General features: G+C 35.6%; 16 protein-coding genes. 14 read left to right on the top strand and 2 right to left on the bottom strand.

Going from position 1 to position 13,527, the window contains the following annotated elements; translation table 11 throughout:
• Positions 1 to 20 precede the first annotated feature (20 nt).
• Positions 21 to 770 (bottom strand): DUF4397 domain-containing protein, encoded by a 750-nt coding sequence (locus SJY24_RS19175; protein WP_377865805.1) that lies wholly within the window; start codon positions 768 to 770, stop codon positions 21 to 23.
• Positions 771 to 1,586: 816 nt separating this feature from the next.
• Here SJY24_RS19175 and SJY24_RS19170 point away from each other — a divergent pair.
• The 10 genes from SJY24_RS19170 (at position 1,587) to SJY24_RS19125 (ending at position 11,118) form a co-directional block, all read left to right on the top strand.
• Positions 1,587 to 2,897, top strand: coding sequence for an aspartate aminotransferase family protein (locus SJY24_RS19170; protein WP_377865804.1), 1,311 nt, complete (start codon positions 1,587 to 1,589; stop codon positions 2,895 to 2,897).
• The gene (gene atoD, locus SJY24_RS19165) at positions 2,894 to 3,592 is read left to right on the top strand and encodes an acetate CoA-transferase subunit alpha (RefSeq protein WP_000208113.1); all 699 of its coding nucleotides are present in this window, start codon (positions 2,894 to 2,896) and stop codon (positions 3,590 to 3,592) included. The genes SJY24_RS19170 and atoD overlap by 4 nt, the downstream gene beginning before the upstream one ends.
• On the top strand, positions 3,577 to 4,239 hold the full coding sequence (locus tag SJY24_RS19160; protein WP_377865803.1) for a CoA transferase subunit B: 663 nt from the start codon (positions 3,577 to 3,579) through the stop codon (positions 4,237 to 4,239). Before atoD ends, SJY24_RS19160 begins: the two co-directional genes overlap by 16 nt.
• A gap of 15 nt (positions 4,240 to 4,254) precedes the next feature.
• The gene (locus tag SJY24_RS19155; protein WP_377865802.1) at positions 4,255 to 5,523 is read left to right on the top strand and encodes a peptidase; all 1,269 of its coding nucleotides are present in this window, start codon (positions 4,255 to 4,257) and stop codon (positions 5,521 to 5,523) included.
• Entirely contained in the window at positions 5,520 to 6,419 is a 900-nt protein-coding gene (ablB, locus tag SJY24_RS19150) for a putative beta-lysine N-acetyltransferase (RefSeq protein ID WP_377865801.1), read from the top strand. The genes SJY24_RS19155 and ablB overlap by 4 nt, the downstream gene beginning before the upstream one ends.
• Before the next feature lie 192 nt (positions 6,420 to 6,611).
• The gene (gene rocR / locus SJY24_RS19145) at positions 6,612 to 7,997 is read left to right on the top strand and encodes an arginine utilization transcriptional regulator RocR (RefSeq protein WP_377867278.1); all 1,386 of its coding nucleotides are present in this window, start codon (positions 6,612 to 6,614) and stop codon (positions 7,995 to 7,997) included.
• 210 nt (positions 7,998 to 8,207) lie between these two features.
• On the top strand, positions 8,208 to 9,626 hold the full coding sequence (gene kamA / locus SJY24_RS19140; RefSeq protein ID WP_000902139.1) for a lysine 2,3-aminomutase: 1,419 nt from the start codon (positions 8,208 to 8,210) through the stop codon (positions 9,624 to 9,626).
• Positions 9,623 to 9,895 (top strand): YokU family protein, encoded by a 273-nt coding sequence (locus tag SJY24_RS19135; protein WP_000995768.1) that lies wholly within the window; start codon positions 9,623 to 9,625, stop codon positions 9,893 to 9,895. Before kamA ends, SJY24_RS19135 begins: the two co-directional genes overlap by 4 nt.
• A gap of 72 nt (positions 9,896 to 9,967) precedes the next feature.
• Positions 9,968 to 10,183: a YozE family protein gene (locus SJY24_RS19130; protein WP_377865800.1), complete on the top strand. Its 216-nt coding sequence runs from the start codon at positions 9,968 to 9,970 to the stop codon at positions 10,181 to 10,183.
• Positions 10,184 to 10,455: 272 nt separating this feature from the next.
• Positions 10,456 to 11,118 carry a hypothetical protein gene (locus SJY24_RS19125; protein ID WP_000101504.1) on the top strand — a complete coding sequence of 221 codons (663 nt, stop codon included), beginning with the start codon at positions 10,456 to 10,458 and terminating at the stop codon, positions 11,116 to 11,118.
• Between the two features lie 4 nt (positions 11,119 to 11,122).
• Here SJY24_RS19125 and SJY24_RS19120 read toward each other — a convergent pair whose 3' ends face one another.
• Complete coding sequence (locus SJY24_RS19120; protein WP_000456534.1) at positions 11,123 to 11,290, bottom strand: DUF3930 family protein; 168 nt, start codon at positions 11,288 to 11,290, stop codon at positions 11,123 to 11,125.
• Between the two features lie 150 nt (positions 11,291 to 11,440).
• Between SJY24_RS19120 and SJY24_RS19115 the strand changes: the two genes are divergently transcribed.
• The 4 genes from SJY24_RS19115 (at position 11,441) to SJY24_RS19100 (ending at position 13,471) form a co-directional block, all read left to right on the top strand.
• On the top strand, positions 11,441 to 11,620 hold the full coding sequence (locus tag SJY24_RS19115) for a YozD family protein (RefSeq protein WP_000658453.1): 180 nt from the start codon (positions 11,441 to 11,443) through the stop codon (positions 11,618 to 11,620).
• A 110-nt stretch (positions 11,621 to 11,730) separates the two neighbouring features.
• Positions 11,731 to 11,913 (top strand): hypothetical protein, encoded by a 183-nt coding sequence (locus SJY24_RS19110; protein ID WP_033658247.1) that lies wholly within the window; start codon positions 11,731 to 11,733, stop codon positions 11,911 to 11,913.
• Positions 11,913 to 12,734, top strand: coding sequence for a serine/threonine protein kinase (locus tag SJY24_RS19105; protein WP_377865799.1), 822 nt, complete (start codon positions 11,913 to 11,915; stop codon positions 12,732 to 12,734). Before SJY24_RS19110 ends, SJY24_RS19105 begins: the two co-directional genes overlap by 1 nt.
• Entirely contained in the window at positions 12,716 to 13,471 is a 756-nt protein-coding gene (locus SJY24_RS19100; RefSeq protein ID WP_377865798.1) for a sporulation protein, read from the top strand. The genes SJY24_RS19105 and SJY24_RS19100 overlap by 19 nt, the downstream gene beginning before the upstream one ends.
• Positions 13,472 to 13,527 lie beyond the last annotated feature (56 nt).

Here is a 13,527-nt window from a genome sequence, read left to right as displayed (position 1 = left end):
TACGAATGGTGTAGACTGTTTTAATTTGTAAGTATAATGGCCTCTAACTTTGGGTCCTCAGTTGAATAACCTATTATTGAAATTGTGTAAATTGAATTTGGTTCAACGTTGAACTTAGGAATGGTTAATAGTACTTTTTTTGAATCAGCAAGTGAAACTTCAATATCTGCTGTACCAGGGCTAACTTGTAAAAAATCTGTTACTTGTTTAAAGAGTACATTTTCAAATAAATGATCCCCATCTTTCAAATTAACATTTACAACAGGAGTGTCTGGTGAAAAATGTGCAAACCGTATTTTTGCTTGACCAGATGGTAAATGAGTATTATCAAGAATAGGTTGTAATTGGAGATGATTATCGCTATTGACCGCTGCAAGGGTATAAGTGTGATTCCCCATTATGGGTACTAATGCTGAGAATATTGGAGTTTCGTTTCCAACAGGGACAATATCAATACGGTATTTACCTTGCACTAATGATAAGTAAGGACTGAATTGTTTAAAGGAAATATTTTTAATCACTTTTTGTCCATTTACAATAATATCAACTGCTGGTGTGTGGGGAGCTGTGTGGAAAATTCTCATATGTGACGGCAAAGTCGCTTCTTGTGAATCTCTCTTTTCATATGCTTGTACAAGTTTTGTAATTGCATCATGGTATTTCATATAGAGCTCCACATACTTTTTAGGATTGCTATATTGGTAGTAACGAGCGAGTTGTTCGTATCGTGCAGCTTCTTGTCCGTATTTTTCAATTTCGGATTGAGTCATAAAACATTCCTCCTTCATCATTACAACTATATGCGGAGCTGGAAAGAAGATATGCGAAAAAAACTGTTTTTCTAAAAGGAAAAGTTAAAATAGGGATTTTTTTATTTATAGGCAAACACACATACAAATCGGTAATTGTCCTACATAATTTATAAAGGAAAGGTAGTTTGACTTTGAAGGAAGGAGCACAATGGGGATGTGGATATCCCAGGTATGTAGTGTGAATTTAGTTATGGAGGATTTCGTGCTTTAGGCTGTGGTACAAATGTTGGATTTGCACTATAAGTATTTCTATTCCCAATAAGTGAACTGGCTGGAAAAGGTAATATCGGATAAAAGAGCGTCGTGCCGAACTGATTACTGTGGTTAATCGGTTCTTTTTTTTGTTTTAAATAGATGGTGCTACTTGTTTAGTAATAGTTACGATAATTGTGGCTTGTTATCTATATAGTGAAGTGAAATGTCGAATTTTGTTTGAAAATATGCAATATAAAGTAGGATAATAGGAAGGAGAATAACGGGAGTTCCGTCGAAGTTTACACAATATCGGCAATTGAGGGAAGCTGATATTATGTTAAAAAAGCATTTAATTTGTTGTTATCTTTAATCAAGGAGGGGTGTCTAAGCGTAAAGATAAGGGTTGGTCTTCAATTTAAGTTCTGAATTTTCTGTTTTTAAACTAATATTTTGCACTCATTTGTATATTTTATAATAGTTTTTTGATAAATTCACTGCTTTCGCAGAGGGTTCTTTTTTATGAAAGAAACGTCAATTTTCTTCATATATATATACAAATTGGAGAAATGGGGGAGCGCTATGCGCGATTACTTAATTAAACCACTTGTTGGTCAGCCGTATCCAATGATTTCATATGGAAAAGGTGTATATTTGTATGATCAAAACGGAAATAAATATTTTGATGGTTCGTCAGGAGCAATTACGGCAGGTATTGGGCATGGCGTAAAGGAGATTGCAGACGTTATTAAAAAGCAGGCAGAGGAGATTGCTTTCGTATATAGGTCACAGTTTACGAGTGAACCAGCTGAAAAATTAGCGAAGAAGTTAAGTGATTTAAGTGTAGGAGATTTGAACTGGAGCTTTTTTGTAAATAGTGGTACGGAAGCAAATGAAACAGCTATGAAAATCGCAATTCAGCATTTTCAGGAGCGCGGTATTCAAGGGAAACATAAAATTTTGTCACGATGGATGAGCTATCATGGTATTACGATGGGAGCCTTATCAATGTCTGGGCATCCGCTGCGCAGACAACGTTTCGTATCTATTTTGGAAGATTATCCAACTATTCCAGCTCCATATTGTTTCAGATGCCCTGTACAGAAGGTATATCCAACTTGTCAGCTTGCTTGTGCGACTGAACTAGAAAGAGCGATTGACCGAATTGGTGCAGAACATATTGCAGCTTTTATCGCTGAACCGATTATTGGGGCTGCTGGAGGCGCGATTGTCCCGCCGAAAGAATATTATAAAGTAATTAAAGATATTTGTAGTCATTACGATATATTATTTATTGCGGATGAAGTAATGACTGGACTTGGTCGTACTGGTGCATGGTTTGCGATGGAGCACTGGGGTGTAGAACCGGATATTATGACGCTTGGTAAGGGGCTAGGAGCGGGGTATACACCAATGGCAGCGACAGTTGTAAGTGACCGTGTTATGGAGCCGATTTTACGTGGATCACGTTCTGTAATGAGCGGGCATACGCTTAGTGCAAATCCATTGTCTGCAGCAACAGCTTTAGCTGTTATTGAATATATGGAGAAACATAATCTACCTGAAAAAACAGCAGAAAAGGGAGAGTATTTATTAAAAGGTTTACAGAAAGTTCAGCAGCAATCGACAATCATTGCCGATGTACGTGGAAAAGGATTGTTAATTGGAATAGAATTGCAACCGTTTACAAAAGCGTCGGAACTTATTTCGGTTGCGGCTAAAAATGGATTGCTCTTATACCAAGCTGTTTCAGGGCAAGCAGGAAAAGAGGATAGTGCACTGCTTGTTGCACCACCAATGACAACTACATATTCCGAGTTAGATGAATTACTTTCAATTTTTGTAAAGAGCGTGGAAGAGATGATGCAAAAAGGAGGGCATAGTATCGTATGACAACTATTACAAATACATTCGGTAAATTAAAAGAAGTAGAGGAAGTAATTTCTTTGTTCCATGATGATATGACATTAATGTTTGGAGGATTTGGAGGGATTGGATCCCCTCCATCTTTAATTCAAGCTGTTTTAGATAAAGGCATTACAAATTTAAATTTAATAGGAAATGATACTGGATTTCCTGATGTAGGGATCGGTCGCCTTGTTACGAATGAAAGGGTTAAATCTTTAGTTACTTCTCATATTGGATCAAACCCAAATGCGGGAAGACAATTAAATGAAGGAAGATTGCAAATTGAATTTTCTCCGCAAGGAACATTAGCAGAACGTATTCGCGCTGGTGGTGTAGGCCTTGGTGGTATTTTAGTTGATGTTGGTGTTGATACGATTGTAGAAGAAGGAAAACGAACAGTTGAAATGAATGGAAAGACATATTTAGTTGAAACAGCTTTAACGGCTGAAGTCGCAATTGTATATGCGAAAAAAGCAGATCCGTTTGGCAATCTGGTATTTGATAAAAGCGCTCGTAATATGAATCCGCACGTAGCTATGGCTGGGGACATAACGATTGTAGAAGCAGAAGAAATTGTTCCACTTGGAAGTTTAGATCCAGAAGAAATTGTCGTCCCAGGTGTATTTGTAAATTATATTGTGCCATCGGAAGGAGTGAATTGGAAATGGGTATGGGCGTAGAAGTGAGAGATAAGATTGCAAGACGTGCAGCGAGAGAAATTCAAAATGGCATGATTGTAAATTTAGGTATTGGAATTCCATCGCTTGTACCGAATCATTTGCCAGAAGATATGAATGTTATGTTTCATGCAGAAAACGGTATTGTCGGTATGGGACCAACGCCAAGTAAAGGGAATGAAGATGAGAATTTATGTAATGCAGCGGGTTTACCAACATCTCTTATTACAGGAGCAAGTTATTTCGATAGCTGCATGGCGTTTGGCATGATTCGAAAAGGATTACTTGATGTTACGATACTTGGTTCGTTACAAGTAAGTGAACATGGTGATTTAGCAAACTGGATTGTACCTGGAAAACGCGTTCCAGGTATTGGAGGAGCGATGGATTTAGCGCAAAAAGCGAAGCGAGTCGTTGTTGTGATGAATCATGTTGATAAATACGGAAATGCAAAGATTGTTTCGGAATGTACATTGCCATTAACTTCGAAAAAATGTGTAGATTTAATTATTACAGACATGGCTGTAATGGAAGTGACTTCAAGTGGACTAGTCTTACAAGAATTAATGAGTCCGTACACTGTAGAAGATGTAAAACGACATACGACGGCTGATTTTCAAATAAGCTCAAATTTACTAGTAATTGAATGAGGGGAGTTGTAATATATGGAGCAATTAAAAAAACAAGTTTGTGATTATATTGAGAGTCATGAAGAAGAGAGCGTAAAATTTTTAACACGATTAATTCAAGAAAAGAGCGTATCTGGTGATGAAAGTGGTGCGCAGGCAATTGTTATTGAAAAGTTGCGTGAGTTAGGTCTAGACCTCGACATTTGGGAGCCTGCTTTTAATGAAATAAAAGACCACCCTTATTTCGTATCACCTCGTACGAGCTTTACAGATAGCCCGAACATTGTAGCGACTTTAAAAGGAAGTGGCGAAGGGAAATCTATGATTTTAAATGGTCATATTGATGTCGTGCCAGAAGGGGATGTAAATCAGTGGGACCATCATCCGTATAGTGGAGAGAAAATAGGAAACCGCATATATGGACGTGGAACAACAGATATGAAAGGCGGCAATGTCTCACTTATGCTTGCGATGGAAGCGATTATTGAATGTGGTATTGAACTAAAAGGTGATATACATTTTCAAAGTGTAATAGAAGAAGAGAGCGGTGGGGCAGGAACATTAGCAACTATTTTACGAGGGTATAAGGCAGATGGCGTTATTATTCCTGAGCCGACGAATATGAAATTTTTTCCGAAACAACAAGGGTCAATGTGGTTTCGTCTACATATAAAAGGCAAAGCAGCACACGGTGGTACACGTTATGAAGGAGTAAGTGCAATAGAAAAAAGTATGTTTGTTGTAGATCATTTGAGAAAATTAGAAGAGAAGAGAAATGGTCGAATTACAGATCCATTATTTAAGGGGATTCCGATTCCGATTCCAATTAACGTTGGGAAAATTGAAGGGGGAAGCTGGCCAAGTTCTGTTCCCGATTCATTAATTTTAGAAGGAAGATGTGGTATTGCGCCGAATGAGACTATAGAGGCAGCAAAAGAAGAATTTGAAGGCTGGATTGGTGAATTAAAAGAGGTGGATAGTTGGTTTGTAAAAAATCCTGTAGAAGTAGAATGGTTTGGAGCGAGATGGGTTCCTGGTGAACTAGAAGAAAATCATCCGCTTATTACAACGCTTCAACAAAATTTTGTTGAAATTGAAGGGAACAAACCGATTATAGAAGCATCACCATGGGGAACAGATGGAGGTTTGTTCACACAAATCGCTAACGTACCAACGATAATATTTGGTCCAGGAGAGACGAAAGTAGCACATTATCCAAACGAATATATAGAAGTTGATAAAATGATTGCTGCCGCGAAAATAATTGCATGTACATTACTGGATTGGTGTGAGGTGAAGAAATGAAATACTATGAATCTTTTAGTGAACAGACAAAGTATTACACAGTAGAAGGGGTATTAGACTATTTTAATAAACGTGTTAGAGTTGATCACTATACAGGAAATGTTGAACGTATTATACAAACAATCGATAAATTAGCAGAGAAACATTCTTTCACTAAATGTATTATTAAAGGAAAGGGAGAGCATGTTTCAACATGGCTCTCTTTCGGCTTCTTATTGGAAGCAACGATACCTCATTATTTTCAAGGACACGATGCGTACTTCTTTGTTAAATATCATTCCAATGAAAGACGAAATAGCATTCATTGGAATGAGGAAGATAGCATTTTAAGTGGTGTAAAAGCAAAAGAAGTGAAAGAAAAAATAGTCCCAGAGGAGTTTGTGTTAAGAAAAGCGACAGAAGAGGACGCGGAAGAATTAGCAATTGTCTTTGGGAAAGTATTTGAAGTTTATCCGACACCTTTAAATGAAGCGAGTTATGTAAAGCAGACGATGAAGGAAGACGATACAATTTACTATGTTTATGAATTCAAAGGGAAAATTATTAGCACAGCATCTGCTGAAATGAATGTAAAAGAAGGTAATGCAGAATTAACGAATTGTGCTACATTACCTGAATATCGAAAACATGGTTTTATGAAAAGTTTGCTAATTAAGTTAGAGGAAGAACTTCAAGAAAGATCTATTTTTTGTTCCTATACAATTGCTCGTTCGCTATCTTTCGGTATGAATGCAGCCTTTCATCAATTAGGCTATACATATACGGGAAGGCTCGCGAATAATTGCTACATTTTTGATAAGTTGGAAGATATGAATATATGGGTGAAAGATTTATCTAGCTATTCGAAAGCAGTAAGACTCCCGCCTCAAAATTCGGCTGTAAAGCAAAGCAGTTAGGTGGGAATCGGGATAATAATCAGTGGGGATGAATAAAACCCCACTGATTAAAGTTTCACTTAACCATAAATAAGCAATAGAAATATATACAAGTTTCATCAAAATAATAGAACGGAATCGTCATGCTTATAATCGCACAGAGGGATGCCGAAAATCCGGCATGCATTTGCCGGATTTTCGGCAAAAGGGGGGATGACATTGCTAGCAGTTTCGACACAAGAAGTCATTGAAGCGATTTTGGGCAGTATTGATGAGGCTATACACGCAGTAGATGAAAATGGTATTACGATTTTTTACAATACCGTTGCGGCAAAACATGATGGATCCAAAATTGAAAAAGTGTTAGGAAAGCATTTGTTAGAAGCGTTCCCTTCTTTATCTAGGGACACGAGTACATTGATGAAGGTGTTAGATACAAAAAAACCAATTGTACATCAAGTGCAGCATTATCAAAATTTAAATGGAGAAGATGTTTGTACGGTAAATACGACGTTACCTATTCTTATAGATGGAAATATTGCTGGTGCTGTTGAAATTGCAAAGGACTATTCTACAATTCAAAAACTTACTGATACAATAGTCGATTTACAGTCAAAAATAAAGCGATCATCTGGCAAAAAAGCGATAAAAAAGCATGTTGCGTTTGAGACGATAGTAACTAATGATGCTCGGTTTAAACAGACGAAAGAATTAGCGCAAAAAGTAGCGCCAACTGATGCAAATGTTTTAATATATGGTGAAACTGGAACAGGGAAAGAGCTATTTGTGCAAGCGATTCATGAAGCTTCTAAACGGAAAAATAAGCCATTTATTGCACAAAACTGCGCAGCTTTGCCAGAGTCGCTATTAGAAAGTTTATTGTTTGGAACGACAAAAGGAAGCTATACAGGGGCAATTGAACGAGCTGGATTGTTTGAACTTGTGGATGGAGGAACATTGTTTTTAGATGAACTGAATTCAATGCCGCTCGATTTACAAGCGAAAATGCTACGTGTATTAGAGGATGGAGTTATTCGTCGCATTGGTGATAATAAGACGAGAAAAGTAGATGTTCGCGTTATTACCGCAATGAATCAGCCTCCAGAAGTATGTTTAAGAGAAAATAAAATCCGCACTGATTTATACTATCGATTAAATGTGTTTTCATTATATATCCCGCCACTTCGCGAAAGAACTGAGGATGTACTGTTATTAGCGTCTTACTTTTTGAAAGAATATAATAAAAGTTATAAAAAAGGTGTACTTCAAATAGATAAGGAAGCGAAAGAAAGATTACAAGCTTATCAATGGCCTGGAAACGTTCGTGAGTTAAAACATACGATTGAACATGCTGTCATTATTGCGGAAGGGAGTTCATTAACCGCAAAGTGTTTACCACGTACATTTAGGAAAGAGAAACTTCCGAAAAAGAAAAGTATATTACCGCTTAGGGAAGCTCTTCATCAAACGGAAAAGGAATTAATAGATCAAGCGTTAATTGAAACGGAAGGGAATATTTTGCAAGCAGCAAAAATGTTAGGTATTCCGCGTCAAACGCTTCAATATAAACTGAGCAAGTACGACAAAACCGCCGAATAATCGGCGGTTTTTGTGTGTTTGCACCAATAAAAGAGCGTTTACATATATAAAAAGTAATGAATATGATAGTAAATATTGTGTTAGTACTGCACATGAAAATATTTTTCCTCATATATAATAGGGTATTTCTCACATTTACTTATCAAGAATATGAAGTTGGCATAATTATTGCTTATATAAAGGATGAGCGTATAAAAAGGGGGAATAGCAATGTTACATGATGTATACAAACCAAATCGTCACTGGAAGGATATTGAATTATGGAAAGATGTTACAGAAGAACAATGGAATGATTGGGTTTGGCAATTAACGAATACGATCAAAACTTTAGATGACTTAAAGAAAGTAATTAACTTAACACCTGACGAAGAAGAAGGCGTTAAAATCTCAACGAAAACGATCCCGTTAAACATTACACCGTACTATGCTTGGCTAATGAATCCTGATGACCCACGCTGTCCGATTCGGATGCAATCAGTACCGATTTCGGAAGAGTTATATAAAACAAAATATGATTTAGAAGATCCTCTTCATGAAGATGAAGATTCACCAGTTCCAGGATTAACGCATCGTTATCCAGACCGTGTACTATTTTTAGTAACGAATCAATGTTCTATGTATTGTCGTTACTGTACACGTCGTCGTTTTAGTGGACAAATTGGGATGGGCGTACCGAAAAAGCAATTAGATGATGCGATTGCTTATATTAGTGAAACACCACAAGTACGTGACGTTTTAATTTCTGGCGGTGATGGACTTCTAATTAATGATAAAATTTTAGAATATGTATTAAAGAATTTACGAGCAATCCCGCATGTTGAGATTATTCGTATCGGAACGAGAGCGCCAGTTGTATTCCCGCAGCGTATTACAGAAAACCTGTGTAACATAATTAAAAAATACCATCCAGTATGGTTAAATACGCATTTTAATACTTCTATTGAGATTACAGAAGAATCGAAACTAGCATGTGAAATGCTTGCAAATGCAGGTGTTCCAATTGGAAACCAAGCTGTAATTTTAGCTGGAATTAATGACAGCGTTCCAATTATGAAAAAACTTATGCATGATTTAGTGAAAATTCGTGTTCGTCCATATTATATTTACCAATGTGATTTATCAGAAGGTATCGGTCATTTCCGTGCACCAGTTTCTAAAGGATTAGAAATTATTGAAGGCTTACGTGGACATACGTCTGGTTATGCAGTACCAACTTTCGTTGTCGATGCACCGGGTGGAGGCGGAAAAATTGCGCTTCAGCCAAACTATTTAATTTCACAAAGTGCGGATAAAGTTGTTCTTCGTAACTTTGAAGGGGTTATTACAACGTATCCAGAACCAGAAAACTATATCCCAGGAAGAGCAGAAGGCTACTTTAAAGAAATTTATCCGACTTATGAAGAGAAACGTTCTGATATCGGTGTTGCAGGATTGATGAGTGATAAGAAATTTAATCTTGTTCCAGATGATTTACAACGTATGAATCGCCGCAAAGATTATGAAGTCAATGAAACGCATGCTTCTTTAAAAGATAAACGTGATAAGCGTGATCAATTAAAAGATAAAAAATATCAAGCACAAATGGCAAAGTTAGATGATGACAAAAAAAATGAGGGTGACGCAGTATGAATTGTATGTGGTGTGACAGTACAGAAGCGAAAGAAAGCTTGAATACTGTATATTGGGAGTTACCAGATGGTACGAAAGCCATTGAAATCCAAAAGACACCATGTATTACTTGTTCCTCATGTGGAATGGACTATCAATCAGACCATACTGTAAAAGAAATTGAAGATCAGTTGTTTTTAATTTATACGAAAGATTTGCCAAAACAACTAACATACGAAGAGTTGATGGGAAGACCACGTTTATTAAAAAGGAATTATTTCGACTTTTAACCAGCTTTTATGCTGGTTTTTTTCTTTTTCGCCTTGTATAATGTACCCAAGTTAGAAAGGTAGGGAATATTTTTGAATAAGACATTTTACCATTATATGATGAAGCATCGTGCAGCTTTATTTAAAAATGAAATATCAGATTTAGCAGAGGCGATGTATGATGATTTAAGCTTTCCAAAGCAATCTGAAGACTATGATGTAATTAGTTCATACTTAGAGTTAAGTGGAATGCTAGAAAGTATGTCTATATTTGATGATGCATGGGATTTATATATACAAGAGAGATAACGATATTGAAGTGCTACGTAAATGAAAACATAAGGAATACATTACTTAAAAAAAGTGAAGTATTTCTTATGTTTTTTTATTAAAGTTCGTCTTGCTGTTAGAACTTAAATGTTAAGTAAAAGCTAGTATATATACTAGCTTTTTTGAGTTATATACACATTCTACTTTTTTATTGAAAAAATTTATGAATATAAGCTTCTGTGATAAGCGTTTTTATGTAGGTTGCATATACTGTTATCAAAATCACGACGTTAAAAAAAGGAGAGATATAGATGGCAAGGAAAAAACAACCTAAATACAACGTAGGGGACATTGTCGTGATTACGCTATATGGAACCGTTGGGAAAGTTACAAATATGAAGGTTTTAGATGGAGTTTACGTATACGAAGTAAATAATCACGATGGGTTTTACGTTGAGCAAACTTTGCAGCACGTAACAGAGCAAGAAATGAAAAAGGGCGACACAGAGTGGATTGAATTAAATTATAACTTTACGTTTGGTGATCTCGTGCAAGTAACTGGGTATGATAAAGACGTTTTTCGTATTGTTGGTTTTCGTACAGAAGTATGGAGATATAAAAATGATGCATGGGAAGATACTATATATGAATTGTCACGAATTACGGATGGTGAATGGTTAGAAGCTGATGAATCGGATTTAACATTACTTGCTAATGCGCAAACGGCAAATGCAATTTTGAAGAAAATGAAACAAGATAAAGCTGGTATGAATAAATTGGATTTAGGAAAATTGAAGTCAATTAACAATTCGAAAAAAGTAAGTGTAAAGACGAATCGCCAAGAAATTATTGATGGATTATTAGATATTTATAATGATTATCATTTGTTATTCGATACATTTAAAGATGAAGAATACAAAATTGTTATGGATGTTGTTCATAATTATTTAGTTAAATTGACAGAGAAAAAATAGTTAACTAGAAAGAGAGAATAAATTGAACAACAACATATGCAGTATAAGGTATGCCTACAATTATTAAAAAAATAAAAAGCCATTTAATAAGAGAGTCTGCCCATTGATCTTCATGCATGAACTCTTCTTTTGTTTGCCCTACTTCTTGATCTACTTCATATTGGTATTCCATAATTATTTCCCCCTTTTTGATAGCTTGTACTACCATCGTATGCACCTCGTCCAAAAGATATGACCTATAAAAAAAGAAAAACTATTTTTCTAATCTCATATACATAATTTTGAGATTTTTTCATAAAACAGAAATAAAGGAGTGATGCTCATGAAGGAAATTGAAGTCGTAATTGATACGGAAGAGATTGCGGAGTTTTTTTATGAGCAACTAATTGAAAGAGGATACGTTCCAAAAAGAGAAGAAGTTGAGGACCTAGCAGATATTACATTTGAGTATTTATTAGAGAAATGCATGATTGATGAAGTTTTTGATGAAGAGGAAGATTGAAAGTAACGGCGGGCTTAACTCGTCGTTTTTTACTCTTTACAAACTTGTCACAAACAGAGTCAACAATTATTGGTATAATTAAAAGAAAATTTTATACAAGAGGTGAAGGGATGTTCAAAAAAATTATTGATTCTATATTAGGAAAGAAAAAATATCGTTCGTATTCAAGTAGTGATTATCGCCGTAGAGGGCGCTCTTATTCAAGTAGCGATTATAAACGACGTTCATCTGATTATGGGCATCATCATTATAAAAGAAAACGTAAAAGCCGTAGCTTCTTTTCAAGTAGTTGATGAAATGGCGTCGTATACTAGCTTTATTTGATAGACCACTGCGAAAAAATACAATTGTTGCAGAACGTTATAGCATTGAATCAGTAATTGGAATGGGCAGTTATGGGGTTACATATGTCGTTAATGATTTACAAATAAATAAATATAAAGTCTTAAAACAATTAAGACAAAGTAAACAAAGATACGAGTCTGGTAGAAAATCATTTGAACAAGAGAAAATGATTTTACAAACATTAAATCATCATGCTATTCCTACTCTATATGATCATTTCGTATGGGAGAAAAAGAGCTTTTTTGTGATGGAGTATATGCCAGGAGAAAATTTCGAAGATTATATTTTCCTAGATGGGCATGTATATGAAGAACGAGAAGCTTTTGAAATTTTATATGAAATATTAGGAATTGTTTCGGTTTTTCATAGTAAAGGTATCATTCACAGAGATTTACGTATTCCGAATATATTAATGAAAGAAAATCAAATTAGTATTATTGATTTTGGATTGGCTAAATTGAAAGGTGAGGGTGATGAGAGAGCTACAACTTATGAAGGCGAACAAGCTTTGATGCGAGAAGTTCACTTTTGTAGCGATTTTTATGCGCTCGGTCATTTCGTATTATTTTTACTGTATGCTGGTTATGAATCAACTGAAAAAAAAGAAAAACCTTGGTATGAAGAGTTAGTATTGGAAGAATATAATCGCGAAATGCTAATGCGAATGTTACAAATGAAAGCGCCATACTATGAGAATGTACAAGATCTGAAAAAAGATGTAGCTTACGCTTTAGAAAGGATGGGGACCCCATGTTTCAAAAGTTTTTAGCAAGCGTTGGTATTGGTAATTCAAAAGTGGATACAGTTCTTGAAAAAGATGAGTATATTGTTGGAGAAGAGATACTAGGGAAGGTTCATATAACTGGAGGTTTAGTTAGCCAACAAATTGAAAGCATTTACTTAACGTTATCAACATCGTATGTACGAGAAGTGGATGATAAAAAAGTAACAGCAACATATGATTTAGAGCGAGTTCGTTTAACAGAACCTTTTTCTGTAGAGCCAAATGAAAAAAAAGAAATTCCATTTTCATTTATAATGCCAGTTGAAACTCCGCTTACACTTGGAATGAAAACAGTTTGGGTGCATACAGGCCTTGATATTAAACGCAATATAGATCCAAGTGATCGTGATTACATTCAAGTGTTGCCAAATGCATTATTAAATAGTGTGTTAGAGAGTGTAAATCAATTAGGTTTTAAAGCGCGTCATATAGAGTGTGAAGAATTACCGTATCGATTACGTAAGCAAGTTCCATTTGCGCAAGAATTTGAGTTTGTGCCTGTTTCCGGAGAGTATTATGGGAAATTAGATGAACTAGAATTATTAATCTTGCCAAGCGCTTACGATCGCTTAGAGATTATTATGGAAGTAGACAGAAAATCTCGTGGATTAGCAGGTTTATTTGCAGAAGCGCTTGATCTTGACGAGAAAGTGATTCGCTTTACAGTAACGAATGAAGATATTCCAGCAATGAAAGAAAAAATTAACAATTATATTTTTTAATAAACTATGCATAAAAAAGAAATGGAGAGGAAAACTAAAACAACCGCTCCATTTTT

This window comes from Bacillus sp. R86525, assembly GCF_042466195.1.
Taxonomy (GTDB): Bacteria; Bacillota; Bacilli; order Bacillales; family Bacillaceae_G; genus Bacillus_A; species Bacillus_A nitratireducens.
The sequence above is the reverse complement of the archived record's forward strand: the minus strand, read 5'-3'. Positions and strand labels throughout refer to the sequence as shown.

Coding starts and splice junctions, on each gene's coding strand:
- SJY24_RS19175 (WP_377865805.1), bottom strand. CDS start 770: ATGACTCAATCCGAAATTGAAAAATACGGACAAGAAGCTGCACGATAC.
- SJY24_RS19170 (WP_377865804.1), top strand. CDS start 1,587: ATGCGCGATTACTTAATTAAACCACTTGTTGGTCAGCCGTATCCAATG.
- atoD (WP_000208113.1), top strand. CDS start 2,894: ATGACAACTATTACAAATACATTCGGTAAATTAAAAGAAGTAGAGGAA.
- SJY24_RS19160 (WP_377865803.1), top strand. CDS start 3,577: ATGGGTATGGGCGTAGAAGTGAGAGATAAGATTGCAAGACGTGCAGCG.
- SJY24_RS19155 (WP_377865802.1), top strand. CDS start 4,255: ATGGAGCAATTAAAAAAACAAGTTTGTGATTATATTGAGAGTCATGAA.
- ablB (WP_377865801.1), top strand. CDS start 5,520: ATGAAATACTATGAATCTTTTAGTGAACAGACAAAGTATTACACAGTA.
- rocR (WP_377867278.1), top strand. CDS start 6,612: ATGACATTGCTAGCAGTTTCGACACAAGAAGTCATTGAAGCGATTTTG.
- kamA (WP_000902139.1), top strand. CDS start 8,208: ATGTTACATGATGTATACAAACCAAATCGTCACTGGAAGGATATTGAA.
- SJY24_RS19135 (WP_000995768.1), top strand. CDS start 9,623: ATGAATTGTATGTGGTGTGACAGTACAGAAGCGAAAGAAAGCTTGAAT.
- SJY24_RS19125 (WP_000101504.1), top strand. CDS start 10,456: ATGGCAAGGAAAAAACAACCTAAATACAACGTAGGGGACATTGTCGTG.
- SJY24_RS19120 (WP_000456534.1), bottom strand. CDS start 11,290: ATGGAATACCAATATGAAGTAGATCAAGAAGTAGGGCAAACAAAAGAA.
- SJY24_RS19115 (WP_000658453.1), top strand. CDS start 11,441: ATGAAGGAAATTGAAGTCGTAATTGATACGGAAGAGATTGCGGAGTTT.
- SJY24_RS19110 (WP_033658247.1), top strand. CDS start 11,731: ATGTTCAAAAAAATTATTGATTCTATATTAGGAAAGAAAAAATATCGT.
- SJY24_RS19105 (WP_377865799.1), top strand. CDS start 11,913: ATGAAATGGCGTCGTATACTAGCTTTATTTGATAGACCACTGCGAAAA.
- SJY24_RS19100 (WP_377865798.1), top strand. CDS start 12,716: ATGTTTCAAAAGTTTTTAGCAAGCGTTGGTATTGGTAATTCAAAAGTG.